The 21,576-nt window shown below is 66.0% G+C and carries 19 protein-coding genes, 1 tRNA gene and 1 pseudogene; 14 read left to right on the forward strand and 7 right to left on the reverse strand.

The features are described 5' to 3' along the window. Positions 1-96 precede the first annotated feature (96 nt). From ISO4_RS12140 to ISO4_RS12145, 3 genes and pseudogenes are all read left to right on the forward strand, one after another. Positions 97-989, forward strand: a pseudogene (locus tag ISO4_RS12140) (ATP phosphoribosyltransferase regulatory subunit); the annotation flags it as partial. Between the two features lie 6 nt (positions 990-995). Further along, complete coding sequence (locus ISO4_RS17310; protein WP_407647930.1) at positions 996-1,265, forward strand: hypothetical protein; 270 nt, start codon at positions 996-998, stop codon at positions 1,263-1,265. Between the two features lie 19 nt (positions 1,266-1,284). After that, a complete protein-coding gene (locus ISO4_RS12145; RefSeq protein ID WP_194856394.1) occupies positions 1,285-2,577 on the forward strand; it encodes an adenylosuccinate synthase in 1,293 nt (430 codons plus the stop codon). 18 nt (positions 2,578-2,595) lie between these two features. Here the strand turns inward: ISO4_RS12145 and ISO4_RS12150 are convergent, their stop codons facing one another. The 4 genes from ISO4_RS12150 to ISO4_RS12165 all read right to left on the reverse strand — a co-directional run bounded on the left by ISO4_RS12150 (position 2,596) and on the right by ISO4_RS12165 (position 6,593). Beyond that, positions 2,596-4,257, reverse strand: a complete 1,662-nt coding sequence (locus tag ISO4_RS12150; RefSeq protein ID WP_194856395.1) for a hypothetical protein — start codon at positions 4,255-4,257, stop codon at positions 2,596-2,598. A gap of 78 nt (positions 4,258-4,335) precedes the next feature. Continuing rightward, positions 4,336-6,105, reverse strand: coding sequence for an alkaline phosphatase PhoX (locus ISO4_RS12155; RefSeq protein ID WP_142947427.1), 1,770 nt, complete (start codon positions 6,103-6,105; stop codon positions 4,336-4,338). Positions 6,106-6,230: 125 nt separating this feature from the next. Beyond that, positions 6,231-6,446 (reverse strand): hypothetical protein, encoded by a 216-nt coding sequence (locus ISO4_RS12160; protein WP_194856396.1) that lies wholly within the window; start codon positions 6,444-6,446, stop codon positions 6,231-6,233. Between the two features lie 60 nt (positions 6,447-6,506). Then, positions 6,507-6,593: transfer RNA gene (locus tag ISO4_RS12165), tRNA-Leu, on the reverse strand. Between the two features lie 253 nt (positions 6,594-6,846). On the opposite strand from ISO4_RS12165, the gene rnr reads away from it, so the two are divergent. The 11 genes from rnr to ISO4_RS12220 all read left to right on the forward strand — a co-directional run bounded on the left by rnr (position 6,847) and on the right by ISO4_RS12220 (position 17,724). Continuing rightward, positions 6,847-9,324: a ribonuclease R gene (gene rnr, locus ISO4_RS12170; RefSeq protein WP_194856397.1), complete on the forward strand. Its 2,478-nt coding sequence runs from the start codon at positions 6,847-6,849 to the stop codon at positions 9,322-9,324. Beyond that, a complete protein-coding gene (gene rlmB, locus ISO4_RS12175; protein WP_194856398.1) occupies positions 9,321-10,073 on the forward strand; it encodes a 23S rRNA (guanosine(2251)-2'-O)-methyltransferase RlmB in 753 nt (250 codons plus the stop codon). The genes rnr and rlmB overlap by 4 nt, the downstream gene beginning before the upstream one ends. 321 nt (positions 10,074-10,394) lie before the next feature. After that, entirely contained in the window at positions 10,395-10,736 is a 342-nt protein-coding gene (rpsF, locus tag ISO4_RS12180; protein WP_194856399.1) for a 30S ribosomal protein S6, read from the forward strand. Continuing rightward, complete coding sequence (gene priB / locus ISO4_RS12185) at positions 10,736-11,050, forward strand: primosomal replication protein N (protein ID WP_194856419.1); 315 nt, start codon at positions 10,736-10,738, stop codon at positions 11,048-11,050. The genes rpsF and priB overlap by 1 nt, the downstream gene beginning before the upstream one ends. A 21-nt stretch (positions 11,051-11,071) precedes the next feature. Continuing rightward, the gene (gene rpsR, locus ISO4_RS12190; RefSeq protein WP_067611543.1) at positions 11,072-11,302 is read left to right on the forward strand and encodes a 30S ribosomal protein S18; all 231 of its coding nucleotides are present in this window, start codon (positions 11,072-11,074) and stop codon (positions 11,300-11,302) included. A gap of 15 nt (positions 11,303-11,317) precedes the next feature. Continuing rightward, positions 11,318-11,770: a 50S ribosomal protein L9 gene (gene rplI, locus ISO4_RS12195; protein WP_142947422.1), complete on the forward strand. Its 453-nt coding sequence runs from the start codon at positions 11,318-11,320 to the stop codon at positions 11,768-11,770. Between the two features lie 100 nt (positions 11,771-11,870). Further along, positions 11,871-13,262, forward strand: coding sequence for a replicative DNA helicase (dnaB, locus tag ISO4_RS12200; protein ID WP_194856400.1), 1,392 nt, complete (start codon positions 11,871-11,873; stop codon positions 13,260-13,262). Between the two features lie 6 nt (positions 13,263-13,268). Then, positions 13,269-14,336, forward strand: a complete 1,068-nt coding sequence (gene alr, locus ISO4_RS12205; RefSeq protein ID WP_194856401.1) for an alanine racemase — start codon at positions 13,269-13,271, stop codon at positions 14,334-14,336. Positions 14,337-14,345: 9 nt separating this feature from the next. Then, positions 14,346-15,710 carry a DNA repair protein RadA gene (gene radA / locus ISO4_RS12210; RefSeq protein ID WP_194856402.1) on the forward strand — a complete coding sequence of 455 codons (1,365 nt, stop codon included), beginning with the start codon at positions 14,346-14,348 and terminating at the stop codon, positions 15,708-15,710. After that, a complete protein-coding gene (locus ISO4_RS12215; RefSeq protein ID WP_067606441.1) occupies positions 15,707-16,357 on the forward strand; it encodes a potassium channel family protein in 651 nt (216 codons plus the stop codon). The genes radA and ISO4_RS12215 overlap by 4 nt, the downstream gene beginning before the upstream one ends. Next, on the forward strand, positions 16,354-17,724 hold the full coding sequence (locus tag ISO4_RS12220) for a TrkH family potassium uptake protein (protein WP_194856403.1): 1,371 nt from the start codon (positions 16,354-16,356) through the stop codon (positions 17,722-17,724). The genes ISO4_RS12215 and ISO4_RS12220 overlap by 4 nt, the downstream gene beginning before the upstream one ends. 15 nt (positions 17,725-17,739) lie before the next feature. Here ISO4_RS12220 and ISO4_RS12225 read toward each other — a convergent pair whose 3' ends face one another. The 3 genes from ISO4_RS12225 to ISO4_RS12235 form a co-directional block, all read right to left on the reverse strand. Further along, positions 17,740-18,171 carry a hypothetical protein gene (locus ISO4_RS12225; protein WP_194856404.1) on the reverse strand — a complete coding sequence of 144 codons (432 nt, stop codon included), beginning with the start codon at positions 18,169-18,171 and terminating at the stop codon, positions 17,740-17,742. 156 nt (positions 18,172-18,327) lie between these two features. Then, entirely contained in the window at positions 18,328-19,422 is a 1,095-nt protein-coding gene (locus ISO4_RS12230; protein WP_194856405.1) for a PepSY-associated TM helix domain-containing protein, read from the reverse strand. Between the two features lie 18 nt (positions 19,423-19,440). Then, positions 19,441-21,564: a TonB-dependent receptor gene (locus ISO4_RS12235; RefSeq protein WP_194856406.1), complete on the reverse strand. Its 2,124-nt coding sequence runs from the start codon at positions 21,562-21,564 to the stop codon at positions 19,441-19,443. Positions 21,565-21,576: the final 12 nt, after the last annotated feature.

Here is a 21,576-nt window from a genome sequence, read left to right on the forward strand (position 1 = left end):
TCAACCGGGTCACGAGGCCCGGTTTTTTTGTGGCCGCCACCTCTGCCGGCCCTCCGTTGGACCCCTGTGTCGATTGAATACCCTCGGGATCGTAAGATGAATCAGGAAGAACAGTGGTTGTTGCCCGACGGCGTCGAGGAAGTGCTTCCCGAACGCGCCCGGGCCATCGAACAACTGCGCCGCCGGGCTCTGGACCTGTACCAGTCCTGGGGCTACGAGCTGGTGTACCCGCCGCTGATCGAATTCCTGGAGTCTCTGCTCAACGGCGCCGGCCGTGACCTGGAGCGGGACACCTTCAAGATCACCGACCAGCTCAGCGGCCGCCTGATGGGCGTGCGCGCGGACATGACCCCGCAGGTGGCGCGCATCGACGCCCACAGCCTGCGCCGCAACGCCCCCACCCGTTTGTGTTACTGCTCCACGGCGCTGCGCGCCCGGCCCACCCAGGTGGGCGGCACCCGGCTGCCCTACCAGCTCGGCGTCGAGCTGTTCGGCCACGCCGGCGGCGACAGCGACCTGGAAGTGATCCTGCTGATGGGCGAGACCCTGGCCCTGGCCGGCGCCAACGACAAAGTGGTGCTGGACCTGGGGCACGTGGGCATTTTCCGCGCCCTGGTGGACGCCTGCGATCTGGACGCCGCCGCCCAGGCGACGCTGGAAGACATCTATCTGCGCAAGGCGCGCACCGAACTGACCCGCTTCCTGGACGGCCAGGCCCTGCCGGAGGCCGCCGCGCGGGCGCTGGCGGCGCTGCCGTTCCTGGACGGCGACACCGGCGTGTTCGCCCAGGCCCGCGGCCTGCTGGCCGACTTTCCGGACGCCACCCGGGCGCTCGCCGACCTGGAGCGGCTGGTGTCGGTGCTCGCCGAGCGCGGTCTCGACGTGCACCTGGACCTGGGTGAGCTGCGCGGCTACCACTACCACACCGGCTGTGTGTTCGCCGCCTACCTGCCCGGCGACAGCGAGCCGCCGGCCGCTACGATCACATCGGTGAAGTGTTCGGCCGGGCGCGCCCGGCCACCGGCTTCAGTGCCGACCTGAAAAAGCTCGCCTCGCTGGCGCCGGTGCCGCGCGCCGGCGCCGTGCTCGCCCGCGGCGAACTGGCGGACGCCGGCTTCGCCGCCCGCGTGGCGGAGCTGCGCGCCCGGGGCGAGCGCGTGGTGCTGGCCCTGGCCGGCGCCGATAACGACCCCGCTGAATTGGGGTGCGACCGTGAGCTGGTGTCCGCCGGCGACGGCTGGACCCTGCAATCCATTTCCTCCTGACAGGCCAAAGCGAACAGCCATGGGCAAGAACGTCGTAATTCTCGGTACCCAATGGGGTGATGAAGGCAAGGGCAAGATCGTCGATCTGCTCACCGATCAGGCCGCCTACGTGGCCCGTTTCCAGGGCGGCCATAACGCCGGCCACACCCTGGTGATCGACGGCGAGAAGACCGTCCTCCACCTGATCCCCTCCGGCATCCTGCGCGACAACGTGCAGTGCCTGATCGGCAACGGCGTGGTGCTGTCGCTGGAAGCCCTGCTCAAGGAGATCCGCGGCCTGGAAGACAAGGGCGTGCCGGTGCGCGAGCGCCTGCGGCTGTCCTCCGCCTGCCCGCTGATCCTGCCGGTGCACGCGGCGCTGGACCAGGCCCGGGAAGTGGCCCGCGGCGCCCAGAAAATCGGCACCACCGGACGCGGCATCGGCCCGGCCTACGAAGACAAGGTGGCGCGGCGGGGCGTGCGCCTGGGTGATGTGTTCCACCGCGAGCGCTTCGCCGCCAAGCTGGGTGAAGTGATGGACTACCACAACTTCATCCTGCGCAGCTTCTACAACGCCGAGCCGGTGGACTTCCAGAAAACCCTGGACGACACCCTGGCCCAGGCCGAGGACATCCGCGCCATGGTGTGCGACGTCACCGCCACCCTGCACGGCGCCCGCGAGCGCGATGAGAACATCATGTTCGAGGGCGCCCAGGGCACGCTGCTGGACATCGACCACGGCACCTACCCCTACGTGACCAGCTCCAACACCACCGCCGGCGGCACCGCCACCGGCACCGGTTTCGGGCCGCTCTATCTGGATTACGTGCTGGGCATCACCAAGGCTTACACCACCCGGGTGGGCAGCGGGCCGTTTCCCACCGAGCTGTTCGATGAGACCGGCCGTTACCTGGCGGAAAAGGGCCACGAGTTCGGCTCCACCACCGGCCGTGCCCGCCGTTGCGGCTGGGTCGACGCGGTGGCGCTCAAGCGCGCCATCCAGATCAACTCGATCAGTGGGCTGTGCCTGACCAAGCTGGACGTGCTCGACGGCCTCGAGGAAGTGAACATTTGCGTGGGCTACCAGGGCCCGGACGGCAAGGCCCTGGAGTGCGCCTGGGACGCGGACAGCTACTCCGAGGTGACCCCGGTGTACGAGTCGGTGCCCGGCTGGTCCGAGTCCACCATCGGCGTTAAGAAGCTGGAGGACCTGCCGGCCAACGCCCGTGCCTACCTCAAGCGTATCGAGGAAGTCACCGGCGCGCCCATCGATATCATCTCCACCGGCCCGGACCGGGCCGAGACCATCGTCCAGCGCCACCCGTTCGGGTAGCGCCGTCGCGGCCGGCCGTCACTCCGTGGCGCCGGCCGCCGACCAGTCCAGGCGGATGTCATAGCCGTCGATACGCCTCTCCGGTTTCAGTGGCGTCACTTCGTCCGGATTGATGTGCCGGTAGACGTTCTCCGCCGGCTTCAACGTGGCGTCGCGGCCGTACAGATAGCTCTGCTCCTCGACGATCAGCTTGTAGGCCTTGTTCAGCGCCAGGGCCCGTTCGCGGCTGGGCGTGATCAGCTCGTAGACGTCGGCGCCGGCCACCTTGTCGCGCTTGAGGCTGCCGTCCTCGTTGAACCAGCGCGCCTGCATCTCGTCGTTTTCGCGGAACTCGTTGCCGCCGCCCACCAGCCGCAGGTACTGGGCGATCTCGCCTTCATCCTGGTTGATCGCCGGGGCGTCGCGCATGCCCTTGATGTCGATGTAGCCCCAGCCTTCGGCGCCGGTGACCTTGCGCGGGAAGGCGAAGGTCTGGTCGATGGTGGTGCCCACGGTGGTGTGGCAGCCCATGCAGAAGCGCTGCTCCTGGTTGCTCTGCGGGCGCAGGCTGCCGTCTTCCTTCTCGATGAAGCCCAGCACCATCCAGCCGAAGCCGTTGTCCATGCCCCGGTCGCCGTGGTCGGTGTAGTAGGGCAGGTTGCCTTCGGCTTTTTCCTGGTGCTCGTTGCCGTACAGGGATTTCAGGTGGGCGCTGTTGTAGAAGCGGATCTTGTTCATATAGCGCACTTCCTTCATGCGCGGCGGCAGGCCGATGCCGCCGTGCGCGTCCACGCCCACGTAGCGCACCGTGTGCAGGAACTCGATGCCTTCCGGGTAGAGCATGTCGGTGACCGGCACGTCGGCGGCGCCGCCCAGGTAGTGGTCGCGCTTCAGCAGGGTGCGGGCGGTGCCGAGGGTGCCGTCGCCGTCCAGGTCGGCGCACACCGCCTGCTCGTCGATGGGCGGCGTGCTGATGCGGTCCAGCTCCTTGATCGCCATCTCCATCAGCGACAGGTTGGCCAGGTAGACGTCCCGGGACGCCGCGTCGTGATCGGCGCAGGTGCTGGTGCGGAACGGCTCCGGCAGCCGCACCATGACGTCGTCGGTGCTGCCGTTGGTGGGCCAGAAGGTGCTCGGCAGCGGCTTGTAGTTGAACGCCACCCAGTGGCTGCCGTCCTTGGCGAAGCCTTGCTCGTCGAACGCCGCGGCGCCCTGCTGCAGGCCTTCGATGTAGGGCAACGGGCCCTGCCAGTCGCTGTCTTCGGCCAGGTCGGTCATCGCCGGGGTGTAATTGTCCTGGTTGATGTAGTCGATGATGGCCTGGTCGGACATCTTCGCCACCTGCTCGCGGCGGTCGACGAACAGGTTGAGCCAGTGGTTGGTTTCCCCCAGCTCGGAAAAGTCGTAAGCACCCTGCAAATAACCGTCCCACATGGTGTTGGGTCGGGCCCGGTCGTCATAGGTCTGGTGGCAGGTGTAGCAGGGGTTGAAGTCGCCCTCGGTGCGCGTGTAGCACTGCGGCGGAATCGGCGCTTCGTGGTTGTAGATAGCGCTGAGATCCGGCGGCAGCTTGCGTTGCGGTGCGTCATTCGGGGCGCTGACGGCGCTACTGGATGGATTGTTTTCCAGCGCTTCACTGTTCGCGGAATCGCAGCCGGCCAAGATCAGACCAATACAAAAAACGACAATGATGTGTTTCATATAAAAAACCGGGATGTGAAAAACAGAAACGGGGAGGGCGCGTGCGCTCCTCCCCGGGCTTTCTCTGAATCGGGGTGGTCAGGCTTCCGGATCCAGCAGCCACACCATGTTGTTTTCGTGGTTGCCGGTGTCTTCGCCGATTAACACTCGGCCATCTTCCATGATCGCGACGTTATCCGGACCAGCGAGGCCGTCGACGCTGCAGGTGTTGGCCGCATCGGTCGGATCGTACGGGCCGCCCAGTTCCACCATTTCCAGGTAGGACACGTTGTAGTCCGCTTCCAGGGGCATCCGGAACACTCCGCCGCAACGGGTATCGTCGTTGGTGAGCTGGATTACCCCTTGGGTATCGGTCATCTTGCCGGTGATATCGGACATCGCCACGTAGACATACGCCTGCGGGCCATCACCTTCGACGCTGGCCTTGGCGCGGGTCATGTTGATGTTGATACCTTCCATCTTGTTGAACTCGCCGGTGGCACCCAGCTTCACCGCCGCCTTGCGGGATTCCAGGAAGGCAACGCGGTCATCGCCGAAGGGATTGGCCGCGACCACACCGTCGCTGTCCAGGTCTTCGCCCAGTTTGGATTCCGCCCACTCGTGAACCTGGCGGTCGGAGATGTAGCTGTTCTCGCCGTCTACGTAGTCCGCGGTGGTGATACCGTCGTATTCGTCCACCCAGCTTTCGATCTCGTCGTTGCTACCGCTGGCGAGTTCCACCCAGCCGATATGAAAGCCCGCTTGAGCCGCGTCCATGACGGGGCTGTCCTGCACCACCCGGGCGGCATACAGGGTGCCGCTGCTCAGGTCACCGGCTGTGTCCGCCACGAATTTGAAGAGAATCACGCCGCCGCCGTCGTCGCTCATGTAGACGGTTTTCTGGTCCGGCATCACCACCGCATTCTCATGGGAGTAGCGGCCCAGCGTGAAGTGTTTCACCGGGGTCGGCGTGCCGGTCGCGTCGGTGATCTCGACGATGTAGCCATAGTCGTAAGGGTTGGGGTAGGTCACCGTGTGGTCGGTGTTGATCTCGCCGGCCAGGTAATCCGCCAGGTCCTGTACTTCGCCCTCGTCGGGTGCGTTCCAATCGATGGTGTGATCGAAGTAGAGCTCTTCGGACGTGAGTGGCGTGTTCCAGGGCGACACGGTGCCGAAGCAGTTCACCCAGGTGCCTTTCACCGCGGAGAAATCCACCATGGTGGCGTCGTTGTCCTTAACCGCCCAGCGACCGTCCTGATCGCGCATCAGATGGAGACGGCTCATGCCGCCGGGGCGGTCTTCCCAGTTGGTGAACAGGTAGCCTTCGTTCTCGCTCACTTCAATCCAGCCGTTGAAGTCGGGGTCGTTGGACACCTTGATCAAGGCGGTGCCGTCCTGCACGGCGATGCCGCCGAGACTCGGTTGTGGCGCGCCCGCCCAGTCGTTGCCTTGCTGGCCCAGCACGTTGTAGCGGCCAAGGGCCACCCGCATGGTTTGCTTTTCTTCATCGGTTTGCGGAACCGACACCGCCTCGAAATGCTTGCGCACATCGGCGTCTTCGATCAGCCCCACGGTGGCCAGGTTGTAAACATTGCCGTCTTCATCCGCGACCGTGTTGGCGTCGGAAGGGTGTTGGATATTGGTGAATACTTCACCGTCGTCTTTGAGGAACAGGCCGGTGGCTTCGGAGCCTAGTGGCAGGGTGGCGATTCGGGTCAGCCGTTCCATCTGCGGTTGGGGGTCGCCACCACCGTCACCACCGCCGATGTTGTCATTGCTGTCGCTGTCGCCACCGCAGGCGGCCAGGGCGAGCGACGTGGCGATGGCCAGCGCGCTCAGTTTAAAACGGGCGTCGTTCCGCAGATACATGGGTTTCTCCGTCTTATTCAGAATGGGATTGGGGAGGTGGCCAATCCTGGCGGAGAAAAATGTCAAATCGGTGTGCTTAAAATGGCGACTATGTGAAGGCGGCCTTCACTGAGACGGGGCTCACGTTATTTCTTGCGGCGGCGGGTGATCACGATCAGGGCGATGGTGAGGCCGAGGGCGCCAGCGGGGAACAGCAGCAGCAGGCGTTCACGGCGTTTGGCCTTCTCCAGCTGGGCGTCGGCTTTCCGGACTTCCGGGTTCACGGCCTGTTCCTGGGCGACCACCGGAGTGGCGGCACTCAAACCCAGAGCCAGAATCAGGGAAGCAAGGAAAAGGCGCATGCTGAAGGGGCCTTTAGAGCGGATACAAAAAGGGCTCCCATGGGGAGCCCTTTTCTGAATTGGTGCCGAGGAGAGGACTTGAACCTCCACGGGGTTGCCCCCACTAGCACCTGAAGCTAGCGTGTCTACCAATTTCACCACCTCGGCTTGTTTCGTTGAACGACCGATTCCGGCCCTTCATCGCGAAAGCGCGTGCATTCTAGTATATGATGCCGGGATGTCAACGGTTAGTTCCGAAAACATTGGGCATTTCGCCCGTTCGAGGCTACCCGCCCGGCCTTCCGCTTCCGGCTCGATTTCGCCGGCCCCCGTGGTGCGTGAGTCCCCTGCTGGGTTAAGGTAGCGCCCGCCGGCGCCATCCGGCGGGCTTATACACATGTATTTTATTAGAGGTTATTGAATGGCACCCAGGAAACGCTATAAGGATCCCCACGCGGACCGGGAGGCGTCGAAGTACGAGAATCCGGTTCCCAGCCGCGAGTTGATCCTGCAGGTCCTCGACGACCAGGGAAAGCCGCTCGGTAAGCACGACCTGGCCGGGCTCCTGGACGTGGACGAAGACGGCGAGGTGGGCCTGGAGCGCCGCCTCAAGGCGATGCTGCGCGACGGCCAGCTGGTGGAAAACCGCAACGGCAAGGTGGGCATCGCCTCGCGCATGGATCTGATCGCCGGCCGGGTGCAGGGCCACCGTGACGGCTTCGGCTTTCTGATCGCCGACGAGCCCGGCCGCAAGGACCTGTTCCTGGCGCCCCGGCAGATGGAAAAGGTGATGGACGGCGACCGGGTGCTGGTGAGCACCGCCGGCGTCAACCGCTTCGGCAAGGAAGAGGCGCGCATCGTGGAGATCACCGAGCGCGCCGTCACCGAGATCGTCGGCCGTTATCACCGCGAGGCCGGGGTCAGCTTCATCGAGCCGGAAAACCGCCGCATCACCAAGGAAGTGCTGGTCGAGGACCTCAACGGCATCAAGCCCGAGCACGGCGACCATGTGCGCGCCGAGATAACCCAGTATCCGTCCCGCGACCAGCACGTGCTGGTGCGCCTGCTCGAGGTGATCGCCACCCCGGACCAGGCCGGCATGGAAGTGGAGGTGGCGCTGCGCCGCTTCGAGATCCCCCACCAGTGGCCCAAGGGCGTGCCCGAGGAAGCCGAGCGCTTCGGCGCCGAGGTGCCGCACCCCGCCAAGGCCCACCGCGTGGACCTGCGCGACCTGCCGCTGGTCACCATCGATGACGAGAGCGCCAAGGATTTCGACGACGCCGTCTATGTGGAGAGCCGCCAGCGCGGCGGCTGGCGCCTGATCGTGGCGATCGCCGACGTCAGCCACTATGTGCATCCGGGCACGGCGCTGGACAACGAGGCGCACAAGCGCGGCAACTCGGTGTACTTCCCCAACCGGGTGGTGCCGATGCTGCCCGAGGCGCTGTCCAACGGCCTGTGCTCGCTGAACCCGCACGTGGACCGGTTGTGCCTGTACTGCGACATGCTGGTGTCCGCCAACGGCCGCATCTCCCGTTTCGTGTTCCGCGAAGGCGTGATGCGTTCCCGCCACCGCCTCACTTATAACAAAGTGGGGGCAATCATCGAGGAGCCGGAATCCGAGCTCGCCACCGAAACCGTGAAGAGCCTGGACGACGAAACCCTGGATTCGGTGTGGGCCTTCCACGAGATGTACTTGGCCCTGCGCCGCCGCCGCGAACTGCGTGGCGCCATCGACTTCGAGAGCAACGAAAGCCGCATCCTGTTCGATGAGCAGTCCAAGATTCGCGACATCGTGCCGGTGCAGCGCAACGTGGCCCACGTGATGATCGAGGAGGCGATGCTGGCGGCCAATATTTGCGCCGCGCGCCTGCTGGAGAAAGCGGAGCTGCCGGCGCTCTACCGGAACCACGAGCCGCCCAAGGAAGAGCGCCTGACCAACCTGCAGCAGTTCCTGGGCGGGCTGGGCCTGAGCATCCCCTGGTCGGAAGGGCCGATCGGCCCGCAGGTGTTCCAAGAGCTCGGCGAGACCATCGCCGACCGGCCGGACCGCCAGGTGATCCAGACCATGATGCTGCGCACCATGAGCCAGGCCAAGTACGAGGCCAACGTGAAGGGGCACTTCGGGCTGGCCTACAACGCCTACACCCACTTCACCTCGCCGATCCGCCGTTACCCGGACCTGCTGGTGCACCGCGCCATCCGCTACCTGATCCGCAGCGGCGCGGACACCCCCCACGCGGACAACCCGGGCGGCCTGCCGGCGATCCAGCGCGATCACATTCTGCCGTTCAGCCTCAACGACATGATCGCCATGGGCGAGCACTGCTCGATGACCGAGCGGCGCGCCGACGACGCCACCCGCGATGTGGAGCAGTGGCTCAAGTGCCAGTACATGGAAGACCACCTGGGCGCTGAGTTCGACGGCGTGGTCAGCGGCGTGGCCGCCTTCGGCCTGTTCGTGCAGATCAACAACCTGCACATCGACGGCCTGGTGCACGTGGCCAACCTGGACAGCGACTACTACCACTTCGACGACGTCAACATGGCGCTGGTGGGAGAGTCGTCCGGGCGCCGCTTCAGCCTCGGTGACGCGGTGACGGTGAAGGTGGCCGGTGTGCACACCGACGACCGCAAGATCGACCTGGAGCTGATCAGTTCCACGCCGGCGCCGGGCAAGCGTGGCGGCCCCAAGCCCAAGGCGGCGGCCAAGAAGGGCGCCCGAAAAGGGGCCAAGAAAGGCGCCGGCCGCAAGAAGCCGGCCGCCGGCAAGGGCGGCGGTGACGCCGGTGGCGGGTCCGAGCGGGAAAAGATCGCCCGCGGTGACATCCCCGGCGACGCCAAGAGCGGCGACGGGGCCAAGAAGAGCGGCCAGCGTAAGCCGCGCCGCCGCCGATGAACAAACCGCTCATGTATTCCGGCATCCACGCGGTGGAGTCTCTGTTGCGGCACCGCCCGGAAGGGGTGCTGGAATTGTTCGTGCTGGACACCCGCGCCAAGCGCGGCGACGCTCGGCTGGAAACCCTGATCATCGCCGCCCGGGACCAGGGCATCGCGGTGCAGTACAGCCGCCGCGAGTCGCTGGACAAGCTGGCCGGCCCCCAGAACCAGGGCGTGGTGGCCCGTGCCCGGCCGCGCAGCGCCGGCGACGAGCAGGCCCTGGCCGCGCATCTGGACGGCCTGGATCATCCGCCCCTGCTGCTGATCCTGGAAGGGGTCACCGACCCGCATAACCTGGGCGCCTGCCTGCGCAGCGCCGACGCCGCCGGCGTCGACGCGGTGGTGGTGCCGCGCCGCCATGCCGCCGGGCTGACGCCGGTGGCCTGCCGCAGCGCCGCCGGCGCCGCCGAGGCGCTGGCCTACTTCGAGGTGGGCAACCTGGCGCGGGTGCTGGAAATGCTCAAGGACCGTCGTATCCAGGTGGCCGGCACCGCGCTCAACGAGCGCAGCCAGTCATTGTTCGATTATCGCCCCGAGGCCGCTTTGGCCGTGGTCATGGGCGCCGAAGGGGAAGGCCTGCGGCGGCTGACCCTGGAGCGTTGCGACGATTTGGTCGCGATTCCGATGGCTGGTGATGTGCAGAGCCTTAATGTCTCCGTGGCGACGGGAGTGGTGCTGTTCCACGTCCGTGCCGCGCTCGCGCGCTAGGAGAATCCAGGGTGTAGGGAGCAGGGGCAAGGTGCTACGAGTGCCTGGTGGGAGCGGGCCTTGCCCGCGAAAGGCAAGCAACGCTTGCCGGCAGGATCCCAGAGACATATCCAACCCTGCCATTAATAACGCCTCTGGTATCCTGCCGGCCGGTTACACCGGCCTTTCGCGGGCGGGGCCCGCTCCCACCCGCCGCCATTACTGGCTTGCAGCATGCAGCTGCTTTGAGCTAGACTCCCCGCCCTTCCGTGCCCTCCGGGGCGCGGACTCCTTGCCTCACCGCCTGTCGCGGGAGGCTGCGCAATCCGTAAGGAGCCAACAATGCGTCATTATGAAGTCGTGTTCCTGGTCCACCCGGACCAGAGTGAACAGGTTCCCGCCATGGTCGAGCGCTACAGCGCTATCGTGACCGACGGCAAGGGCACCATCCACCGCCAGGAAGATTGGGGCCGCCGTCAGCTGGCCTACCCGATCAACAAGATTCATAAAGCACACTACGTGCTGATGAATATTGAATGTGACGGCGACACTCTCGAAGAGCTGGAAAACACCTTCCGCTTTAACGATGCCGTTATCCGTCACCTCGTGGTGCGTCGCGAGCGGGCTATCACCGAGCCTTCGCCGCTGTCCAAAGCCAACGAGAAGGAGGAGGCCACCAGCTGATTTCCGGACACAATCACTGCCAACTCACCGGCGTCATCGCCAGCCTGGAAAAGGTTGCGGTTACACCGGCCGGCGTTCCCCGCCAGCGTTTCTGGCTGGAGCACCGGTCCCGGCAAGTGGAAGACGGTCAACCCCGTGAAGTCCGAGCCCGTATCGCCATTGTTCTGGTCGGCGGCAACGCCAGCCTGATCCAGGGCCAGGGCCTGCGGGAAGGGCAAAGCGTCACGGTCACCGGTTTTCTCTGCCAGGCCGGCTACAAGGGCGAAGCCCGGGACCGTTTGCAGTTGATCGCGGAAACACTGGAGCCCCACTAAGGAATCGAGAGGAGTTTACCCATGGCCCGTTTTTATCGCCGTCGCAAGTTCTGCCGCTTTACCGCGGAAGGTGTCGAGTTCATTGATTTCAAGGATCTGGACACCCTGAAAGCCTACATCACCGAAACCGGCAAGATCGTGCCCAGCCGTATCACCGGCACCAAGGCACGCTATCAGCGTCAGCTGGCCTCCGCTGTCAAGCAGGCCCGCTTCCTGGCGCTGCTGCCGTACGCCGACAGCCACGACAATTAAGCCGAGGGGACCGTCATGCAAGTGATCCTGCTGGAAACCATCAAGAACCTGGGTGACCTGGGCTCCGTGGTGGACGTTCGCCCCGGTTACGGCCGTAACTTCCTGATCCCGCAAGGCAAAGCCCTGCCGGCCACGAAGAACAACCTGGCCGAAGTGGAAGAGCGTCGCGCGGAACTGGAAAAACAGGCCGCCGAGCTGCTGAGCGCCGCCGAAGCGCGCGCCGAGAAGCTGGCTGAAGCCACCATCACCGTGGGCGCCAAGTCCGGTGACGAAGGCAAGCTGTTCGGCTCCGTTGGCACCGCCAACATCGCCGACGCGATCAGCGAGCAGACCGGCGTGGCCGTCGAGAAAGCGGAAGTGAAGCTGCCGCTGGGCGCGATCCGCCAGACCGGCGAGTACGAGATCGACCTGAGCCTGCACGCCGACGTGACCGTGACCATCAAACTGACCGTGGTGCCCCAGGAGTAATCCCGGCCTGCGTAAGCGGTTTGCCCCCACGGGGGCACGGTGACAGAATCAGGGCACTGTCCGGCAACGGGCGGTGCCCTTTTCGTTTAACGGACCTGCCATGAACGAACCCCTGAGTCTGGACGATCATCTCCCGGATAATCTGCGTATCCCGCCCCATTCCCAGGAGGCGGAGCAAGCCGTGCTGGGGGGGTTGCTGCTCAACAACGAAGCCTGGGACGAAGTGGCCGAGCGGGTCGGGCCCAAGGACTTCTACCGCAAGGAACACCGGCTGATCTTCCAGGTGGTCGATCAACTGGTGGAAGAAGAGAAGCCCTGCGACCTGGTGACCGTGTCCCAGGCGCTCACCCACCGTGGCGAGCTGGACGACGTGGGCGGCATGACCTACCTGTCGGACCTGGCCCGTAACACGCCCAGCGCCGCCAACATCAACGCCTACGCGGACATCGTCCGTGAGCGCAGCATCCTGCGCCAGCTGATCCAGGTGTCCCACGGCATCGCCGAGCAGTCCTTCAACCCCAAGGGCACGCCGTCGCTGGAAATTCTCGACGCGGCGGAGTCGGCGATTTTCGAAATCGCCGAGCAGCAGAAGAAGGGCAGCGGCCCGCAGGACATCAAAACGGTCCTGAAAAAAGCCGTCGACCGCATCGACGAGCTCTACAAGAACAAGAACTCGCTGACCGGTCTCACCACCGGCTTCGAGGAGCTGGACAAGATGACCTCCGGCTTGCAGCCCTCGGACATGGTGGTGGTGGCCGGGCGGCCCTCCATGGGTAAAACCACCTTCGCCATGAACCTGTGCGAAAACGTGGCGCTCAAGGCGCACAAGCCGGTGCTGGTGTTCTCCATGGAGATGCCCGCCGACGCCATCGTGATGCGGATGCTGTCCTCGCTGGGGCGCATCAACCAGACCTCGATCCGTTCCGGGCGCCTGGATCAGGATGACTGGCCGCGCATCACCTCCGCGATTCAGATGCTCAGCGAACAGAAGTTCTTCATCGACGACACGCCGGCGCTGAGCCCCCTGGAACTGCGCACCCGGGCGCGACGAGTGGCGCGCGAGTGCGGCGGCCAGCTGGGCATGATCATGATCGATTACCTGCAGCTGATGCAGGTGCCCGGCGCCGACAGCCGTGTTAACGAGATCTCGGAGATTTCCCGCTCGCTGAAGGGCCTGGCCAAGGAGTTGAACTGCCCGGTGGTGGCGCTCTCGCAGCTCAACCGCTCCCTGGAGCAACGCCCCAACAAACGCCCGGTGATGTCCGACCTGCGGGAATCCGGGGCCATCGAGCAGGACGCCGACGTGATCATGTTCCTGTATCGGGACGAGGTCTATAACCAGGACACCACCGAAAAGGGCATCGGCGAAGTGATCATCGGCAAGCAGCGGAACGGCCCCATCGGCACCGTGCGCGTGGCGTTCCGGGGCGAGTACCTGCGCTTCGACGACCTGGCGCCGGAATACTATCAGCAGTATGCCGGCGACGAGTAACGGCGCATGCGCGGTACCTTTCTGGAAATCCGCCCCCGGGCCCTGACCGACAACGCGCGCCGCGCCCGGGCGCTGGCCAACGGCGCCCGGGTGTTCGCCATGGTCAAGGCCAACGGCTACGGCCACGGCCTGGGCCTGGCGGCCCGCGCCTTCGCCAACGCCGTCGACGGTCTGGGCGTGGCGGTGATCGAAGAGGCCCAGGCGCTGCGCCATCTGGGGCTGGCCCATCCGGTACTGGTGGCGGAGGGCTTCTTCGACGCCGACGAGCTGGCCCTCGCCTCGCGGCTGCATGCGGAAGTGGTGGTGCACTCGCCCTGGCAGGTGGACCTGCTGGCGGCGCGCCCGGCCCCGCTGGGGGTCTGGCTCAAGGTCAACACCGGCATGAACCGGCTCGGCATGGCGCCGGACCTGGCCCGGGCCCAGGCGGCGCGCCTGCGCGCCATCCCCGGGGTGCGGCTGCTCGGCGTGATGAGCCATTTCGCTTGCGCCGACGCCGAGGACGACACCTTCACCGACCACCAACTGGCCATCGCCGACACCCTGGCCAAGGAGCTGAACGTGCCGCTCAGCGCCGCCAACTCCGCCGCGCTGATCCGCTACCCCGAGGCCCGTGCCCGGCGTGTGCGCCCCGGCATTATGCTCTACGGCTCCTCGCCGTTCCCCTGGCGCAGCGCCGCCGATCTGCAACTGGCGGTGACCCAGCGCTTCAGCGCCCGGCTGATCGCCATCAACCCGATTCAGGCCGGCGACACCGTCGGCTACGGCGCCACCTGGCGCGCCGACGCCCCGGGCCGCATCGGCGTGGTGGCGGTGGGCTACGGCGACGGCTACCCGCGCCACGCGCCCAGCGGCACCCCGGTGGCGGTGAACGGCCAGCGCACCCGGCTGGTGGGCCGGGTCTCCATGGACATGATCACCGTGGACCTGACCGGCCTGGACGCCCGGGTCGGCGACAGCGTGGAGCTGTGGGGCGACACCGTGGCCGTGGACGAAGTGGCCGCCGCCTGCGGTACCATCAGCTACGAGCTGTTCTGTCAGATCACCGGCCGGCCGGTAAGAGTCATCGCCGAATAAGGAGCTTTCGTGGCGAAAAAGAAAACCGCGTTCGTCTGCAACGAGTGCGGCGCCGACTTCCCCAAGTGGCAGGGTCAGTGCCCGGCCTGCGGCGCCTGGAACACCCTGCAGGAATTCGTCGTCGATCCGGCCATGCCCAAGAGCCGCTCCGCGGAACGCAGCGGTTTCAGCGGCCAGCTCTCCGAAGTGCGCCAGCTCAACGAAATCGCCCTGGAAGACAGCCCCCGCATCAGCGCCGGCATGGACGAGCTGGACCGGGTGCTGGGCGGCGGCCTGGTGCCCGGCTCGGCGATCCTGCTGGGCGGCCATCCGGGGGCCGGTAAATCCACCCTGCTGCTACAGGTGTTGTGCCGGCTGGCGGACCGGGAAAAGTGCTTCTACATCACCGGCGAGGAATCCCTGGCCCAGGTGGCGATGCGCGCCGACCGCCTCAAACTGCCCAAGGAAAAACTGCGCCTGGCGGCGGAAACCGACGTGGAGCAGATCCTCGAGCTGGCCCGCAAGGAACAGCCGCGGCTGCTGGTGGTGGACTCGATCCAGGTGATGTATCTGGCCGGCCTGCAGTCGGCGCCGGGCAGCGTCGCCCAGGTGCGCGAAGGCGCCGCCGCCCTGACCCGCTTCGCCAAGCAGACCGGCACGGTGCTGCTGCTGGTGGGCCACGTCACCAAGGACGGCACCCTGGCCGGGCCCAAGGTGCTGGAGCACATGATCGACTGCTCGCTGATGCTGGAAGGCTCCGCCGACGCCCGCTTCCGCACCCTGCGCGGGCTCAAGAACCGCTTCGGCGCGGTCAACGAACTGGGCGTGTTCGCGATGACCGGCGAGGGCTTGAAAGAGGTGAAGAACCCCTCGGCGATCTTCCTCAACCGCGCCGACGACATCGCCCCCGGCTCGCTGGTGACGGTGGTCTGGGAAGGCACCCGGCCGCTGCTGGTGGAGCTGCAGGCGCTGGTGGACGCCAGCCACTTCGGTAATCCGCGGCGGGTGTGCGTGGGCCTGGAAGCGAACCGTCTGGCCATGCTGCTGGCGGTGCTGCACCGCCACGGCGGCATCCAGGTGGGCGACCAGGACGTGTTCGCCAATGTGGTGGGCGGCGTGAAAGTGGCGGAGACCGCCGCCGACCTGGCGCTGGTGCTGGCGATCGTGTCCAGCTTCCGCGACCGGCCCCTGGGCCGGGATCTGGTGGTGTTCGGCGAGATCGGCCTGTCCGGCGAGATCCGCCCGGTGCCGCAGGGCCAGGAGCGCCTCTACGAAGCGGTCAAGCACGGCTTTAAACGTGCCATTATTCCCAAGGCCAACAAGCCCCGTCAGTTGCCGGACGGCGTCGAAGTGATCGCCGTGAGCACCCTGGCGGAAGCGCTGGAGCAACTATGAAAAAACAATTCGCGGTGATGGGGCTGGGCGGTTTCGGGGAATCCGTCGCCCGGGAACTAATGCGCCTCGGCCATGAAGTGCTGGGCGTGGACATTGATGAGAACAAGGCCAATCAGCTCGCCGACCATCTCACCCAGACGGTGATCGCCGATGCCACCGACGATTCGGCGCTCAAGGAAATGGACCTGCACCGGTTCGACGCCACCCTGGTGGCGATCGGCGAAAACATCGAAGCCAGCATCCTTTGCACCATGCATTTGAAATCCCTGCATGCGAAGGAAGTCTGGGTGAAAGCGATTACGCCCACCCACCATAAAATCGCGGAAAAGCTGGGCGCGGACCGCATCTTCCACCCCGAGTACGAGATGGGGCTGCGGGTGGCGCAAACCATGGCGCACCCCAACATGCTGGACTACATCGCCCTGGGGGATAACTGCTTCGTGATCGAGGTACGCCCCGGGGAGGTACTGGAAGACCGGCCGTTTTCCGACCTGAAGATCGATCCCGAAAAGGTACGCCTGCTGGCGATAAAGCACGGCAACAGCGTGACCTTCCAGCCGACGCCGGATTACCGGCTGCGCCGTAACGATCATCTGGTTCTGCTGGGCGAAGAGAAAGCCCTGCGCCACTTTACCGAGCGCCTATGAGATCCTGGCTGCCGGGTCTGCGCGCGCGGGTAAACCTGAAAGCAAGGCTGCGCCACACCTGGCGCTACAGCCCGCCGACCATTCTCAGTGGCGGTTTTTTGCTGCTCATCGCCGTCGGCACCGCCCTGTTCGCCACGCCTTTCGCCAGCCATCAGGGCATGACGTTCTGGGAAGCGTTGTTCACCGCCACCGCGTCGATCACGGTGACCGGCATGTCGCTGGTGGACCCCGCCAGCGACCTGACCCTGTTTGGTCAGTTGCTGGTGATGGTGTTGTTTCATCTGGGTGGCCTGGGCCTGATGACCTTCGCGGTGCTGACGGTGATGGCCCTGGGCGGCCGGCTCGGGTTGAAAGGCCAGCGGGTGGTCCGCGAGGCCATGGACCAGGCATCGCCCGGGGACGTGATGCTGCTGGTGCGGCGGGTGGCGCTGCTGGCGCTGTGCCTGGAAGTGAGCGGCGCGGCGGTGCTGGCCACGGTCTGGGTGCCGGCCATGGGCTGGACCGAGGGGTTGTGGATGAGCTTTTTCCACGCCGCCTCGGCCTTCAACAACGCCGGGGTCTCGTTGCTGCCTGACGGGCTGGCCCCCTGGGCGGCGACGCCGTTGATAACGCTGGTGATCACCGGCCTGTTCATTACCGGCGGCCTGGGTTTCACCGTGCTCACCGACCTTTGGCGTCAGCGCCGTCTTTCGAAGCTGAGCCTGCACAGCAAGCTGACCCTCACCGGCACCCTGATTCTGGCGGTGGGCGCCTGGCTGCTGATCATGGCCTTTGAATGGACCAACGGCACCACCCTGGCGGCGGTGGACAGCGGCTCACGGCCCTGGCTGGCCTGGTTCGTGGCGGTGGTGCCGCGCAGCGCCGGCTTCTCGGTGGTGGACATGAGCAGCCTGTACGCCCCGAGCGTGTTGCTGGTGATGTTTCTGATCTTCATCGGCGGCGGCAGTAATTCCACCGCCTCGGGCATCAAGGTCAGTACCTTCATGGTGGTGGTGCTGGCCACCCGTGCGTTTCTGACCGGCCGCCGCCGGCCCACCGCCTTCCGCCGCACGGTATCCCTGGATTCGGTGTTCCGGGCCTATACCGTGGTGGTGCTGAGTATGCTGATGGTGATGCTGGGCTGCTTCCTGCTGGTTATCCTGGAGCCGGAAATGAAACCCATGGACGTGCTGTTCGAAGGGTTTTCCGCCTTTGGCACCGCCGGGCTGTCACGGGGTATCACCGAGGATCTGTCCAAGCCCAGCCAGGCGATCCTCATGGTACTGATGTTCGCCGGGCGTATCGGGCCCCTGGCGCTGGCGTTTTCCCTGGCCCGGCCGCGCGCGGTGAAACTGCGTTACGTGGAAGATCAGGTGCAGATCGGCTGATCCGGGTGGCGCGGCTCAGAGGCCGTCCGCCTCCAGGCTGAGATGACGGGAGCGCCACCAGCGCCAGGACACCACGGTGTCGAAGAACAGCGCCACGGAATTAACCATCACCACCAGCACCGCCAGCAGCCATTCGTCCAGATGCATGTCGTCGGCGCCCCAGCCGCCGATCAGGCGCGCCACCAACGCCACCTGCAGCGGCACCCAGGCGATCAGGTGGGGCAGCGCCAGGGCCCGGTTCACGGACGCGTAGTGCCACAGCGTGACGCCGTTGGCCGCCAGCACGAACAGGGTGGCCAGCGCCACCAGACCGCCGCTGGCGGTATGCAGCATGAAGAAGCCGGTGGCATTGACGGGGATCAGGACCAGCAGGATCCAGACGCGCATCGAAAGCGGCAGGCGCTGGCAGGAGGCCTGGATGCGGTCCAGGCGTTCACGATGGCTCATGGCACGTTTCCCTGAGAACGAATTACGATCCGAATTCCGTTTCCGGACTACCTATCATGCCACTTTCAGGGTCAAACCTGCGCCAACAGTGACATGGGATTGTCATCAACCCGTCGGTAAGTAGGGCCGCTGCCTCGGGTTTTCAAGAGCGGAATATCAGCGGGATCGCCGTGACCGGCGCCGCAACTGGTGCTTGCGCCACCACAGGTAGAGGCCGGTGCCGAACAGCAGGGCCGGCAGCCAGCCGCCGAGAAACACCAGCCAGCGGCCGGTGAGTCCCAGGGCATCGCCGTTGTGCAAGGGGAACTGCCAGCCCATGAAGCGGCTGCCGGCGGCCACCGAGAGCGGGTCCCAGGTGGCCAGCACGGCGCCGTCGCGGGGGGCCACCCAGACCCGGCTGGCGCCGTGGTGGGACCAGGCCTCGCCGGGTTGGTTGAACGACAGCCGGTAGGGCGTTTGCGCGTCACCGGGCAGATCAACGCGCTTCAGGGCGCCTTCGGGAAAGGCGCTTTGGCCGGCGGCCACGATCCGATCCACGTTCAGCCTGGTTCCGGTGTCGGGGCGGGCCTCCAGCGTCGGCGCCGGCACCGGTTCCAAGGGCAGGGCGGCGCCCACCAGGGCCTGCACCGGGCCGTGGAACACCAGGCTGACGCCGCTGAAGGCGGCCACCAGCAGGACCGGCGTGATGTAGACGCCGGCGGCCTTGTGCAGATCGAAGTTGAGCCGGAACGGGCCCTTGTCGGTGCGCACGCTGAGTGCCCGCCGCCAGCGGCCTTTGCGTGGCCACCACAGGTACAGGCCGCTGAGGCAGAAGAACATCAGCACCAGGCCGGCCACGCCCACCACGTACTTGCCGGTGGTGCCGGCCAGCAGGGTGTAGTGCAGCCGGTAGACCCAGCTGGTGGGGTAGGCGCCCCACTGGCGTACCGCCAGCACTTCGGCGTCGGCCGGGGAGGCGCTCACCTGCAGCGGGCCGGGGGCGCCTTCCGGGCCGTCGAAGCGCACCGTATGGGGCCGCCCGGGGCCGGGCGAGGGCTCCAGACGCCGTGCCGCCTTGCCGGGCAACGCCGCCTCGGCGGCGGCCAGCACCGCGCTCAGCGACGCCGGGTCGGCGGCGGGCTGGGTGCGCAGTTGCGGGGTCAGCCACTCGTCCAGGGTGTCGTGAAACACCAGCAGGCTGCCGGTGACGCCGGTGAGCGCCAGCAGCAGCCCGGCGATCAGACCGGCGTATTTATGCAGCTTGAGCAGCATGAACTCTCGGGGCGGGGGTTAGAAATCCAGATTGTACCCCAGCGACACCACCCGGCCACGGCCGGCGAAGAAGCGGCTGTCCAGCGCCGAGGCGGCCTGCGAGAAGTAGGTGATGTACTGCTCGTTGAACAGGTTCTCCACGCCCACGGTGACCTGGCCCTTGCCCAGACGGTAGCCGGCGAAGGCATCGAACAACTGGTAGCTGTCGAAGCCGAGTTCCGGGCCGGGGATGCCGCGGCTGAAGTAGTGATTGCCCTGCACCTGGGTGGTCAGTTTCGGCGACCAGTTGGCCTGCCAGCGCACCGTCAGCCGGTCCGGGCCGATGTTGCGGCCGTCCAGACGAGTGTCCACCACGCCGTTGTCGTTGGAATCGAACTTGCCGCTGACGTGGGCGTAGGAGGCGCTCAGGCGGTGACCCTCGCGGAACCGCCAGCCCAGGTCCGCTTCCACGCCGTGAATCTCGGTCTTCTCCCGCTGCACTTCGAACACGCCGTTGCGCAGCGCCAGCCGCGAGCCGAAGTCGGAATCGGATTCGTAGTAGCTCACCTCGAAGTCCACCGCGCCCTGGGACAGGCGCGCGCCGATCTCGCGGTTGTCGGTGACGATCGGCTCCAGATTGACGTAGTCGTCCACGTCCTGGCCCGCTTCGTCCACGGCGCGCAGCACCCGGCCCACGTCCGGCATGCCGAAGCCTTCCGAATAGTTGGCGAACAGCTGCGCCCAGTCGGTGGCCTGGAACACCACGCCGGCGTTGAACAGGGTTTCCTCGAAGCGCGGGCTGCCGCCCTGCACGGTCTGGCTGCCGTAGGAGGCCAGGGTGGTGTAGGTGTCCACGTCGAGCTTGGCGTATTCATGGCGCACGCCGCCGTGCAGGGAAAGCCGGTCGGTGGCCTGGTAGTTCAGCTGCAGGAAGGGCGCCGCGTTCTGGAACTCGGTCTCCGGCACCCATTCGCGGCCGGTCTGGGCCAGAATCTGGCTGGTTTCGTCCTGCAGCAGGTCGAGGCCGGTGGTGGCTTTCAGGTTGCCGTCGAGCAGGCCGTCCCGGGTCAGGGTGAACTTGGCCCCGTACTTGTCGGATTCGTTCTGGGACTGGTCGAACAGGGTGCCGGCCGGAGCAATGGTCGGATCCTGGAAGGTGCCGAAGGTGTCGCCGCCGTAGCGGGCGCGGAAGCGCTGGGTGTACAGCTGCAGGCGCACATCGTTGCCGGCCAGGTCGGTATTGCGGTAGGAGAGGCTGGTGGTGAGCGCCTCGTTGCGCACCGGGTCGCCGGCCGGGTCGCCCTTCACCGAGGTGGCGGGCACGCCATTGGCCCGGTCGCCTTCGATGCCCACGTAGTCGTGGTTGCCTTCCAGCTCGAACCGGTTCATCGAAAGCTCCAGGTTCTGGGTGTCGTCCAGCCAATAGCCGACCTTCATGAACACGTCGTAGCTCTGCGAGTCCATGGTGTCGCCCTGGGCCTGGTCGATGCCCACGGCCCGGCCGTCAGCGTCGTAGAACAGGCCCCGGGATTTGTAGGCGCCGCCGAGCAGGAAATCCCAATCGCCGTGGATGCCCTCCAGGCGGTAATCGGTTTCGTAGCTCAGGCCGTCGGATTCGTAATCGGTGGGGGCGCTCACGCCCACCCCGATGTGCTGGCGCAGGTCGGTGCCTTCCGGGCGGCGGGTGACGAAGTTGATGATGCCACCGGTGGCGCCCAGGCCGTGCTCGGCGCTGGCGCCGTGGATCACCTCGATGCGTTCCACCATGGCCAGGTCGATGGTGTAGCCGTCGCGGCTGCCGTCGCGCAGCGGGTTGGACTGCGGGATGCCGTCGATCAGGAACAGCGGGTCACGGCCGCGGAAGGTTTCGCCGGCGTTGGTCAGCTTCTGGCGGCTGGGCGAATAGGACGGGATCAGATTGCTGAGCACCTGGGCCTGATCATTGGTGATCGCCATTTGCTGCTCGATCTCGTCCCGGTTGATCACGGTGATTTTCTGCGGTGTTTCCCCGGCCTCGCTGTTGCCCCGGGTGGTGGTCACGGTGACCGGCTCCAGCTGGTTGTTGGTGTCTTGCGCCTGGGCGGCGGTGGAGATGGCGGCCGTCAGCGGCAGCAGCGAAAAGGACAGAACAGACAGCGGCAAGCTGTAACGCAAGCGGAGCACGGCAACCCCTCC

Source organism: Alloalcanivorax venustensis ISO4, from assembly GCF_015356855.1.
Lineage (GTDB): Bacteria > Pseudomonadota > Gammaproteobacteria > Pseudomonadales > Alcanivoracaceae > Alloalcanivorax > Alloalcanivorax venustensis.

Bases quoted from the DNA above. Each gene is read 5' to 3' on its own strand.
- ISO4_RS12145 (WP_194856394.1), top strand. From the start codon at position 1,285: ATGGGCAAGAACGTCGTAATTCTCGGTACCCAATGGGGTGATGAAGGC.
- ISO4_RS12150 (WP_194856395.1), bottom strand. From the start codon at position 4,257: ATGAAACACATCATTGTCGTTTTTTGTATTGGTCTGATCTTGGCCGGC.
- ISO4_RS12155 (WP_142947427.1), bottom strand. From the start codon at position 6,105: ATGTATCTGCGGAACGACGCCCGTTTTAAACTGAGCGCGCTGGCCATC.
- ISO4_RS12160 (WP_194856396.1), bottom strand. From the start codon at position 6,446: ATGCGCCTTTTCCTTGCTTCCCTGATTCTGGCTCTGGGTTTGAGTGCC.
- rnr (WP_194856397.1), top strand. From the start codon at position 6,847: ATGGCACCCAGGAAACGCTATAAGGATCCCCACGCGGACCGGGAGGCG.
- rlmB (WP_194856398.1), top strand. From the start codon at position 9,321: ATGAACAAACCGCTCATGTATTCCGGCATCCACGCGGTGGAGTCTCTG.
- rpsF (WP_194856399.1), top strand. From the start codon at position 10,395: ATGCGTCATTATGAAGTCGTGTTCCTGGTCCACCCGGACCAGAGTGAA.
- rpsR (WP_067611543.1), top strand. From the start codon at position 11,072: ATGGCCCGTTTTTATCGCCGTCGCAAGTTCTGCCGCTTTACCGCGGAA.
- rplI (WP_142947422.1), top strand. From the start codon at position 11,318: ATGCAAGTGATCCTGCTGGAAACCATCAAGAACCTGGGTGACCTGGGC.
- dnaB (WP_194856400.1), top strand. From the start codon at position 11,871: ATGAACGAACCCCTGAGTCTGGACGATCATCTCCCGGATAATCTGCGT.
- alr (WP_194856401.1), top strand. From the start codon at position 13,269: ATGCGCGGTACCTTTCTGGAAATCCGCCCCCGGGCCCTGACCGACAAC.
- ISO4_RS12215 (WP_067606441.1), top strand. From the start codon at position 15,707: ATGAAAAAACAATTCGCGGTGATGGGGCTGGGCGGTTTCGGGGAATCC.
- ISO4_RS12220 (WP_194856403.1), top strand. From the start codon at position 16,354: ATGAGATCCTGGCTGCCGGGTCTGCGCGCGCGGGTAAACCTGAAAGCA.
- ISO4_RS12225 (WP_194856404.1), bottom strand. From the start codon at position 18,171: ATGAGCCATCGTGAACGCCTGGACCGCATCCAGGCCTCCTGCCAGCGC.
- ISO4_RS12230 (WP_194856405.1), bottom strand. From the start codon at position 19,422: ATGCTGCTCAAGCTGCATAAATACGCCGGTCTGATCGCCGGGCTGCTG.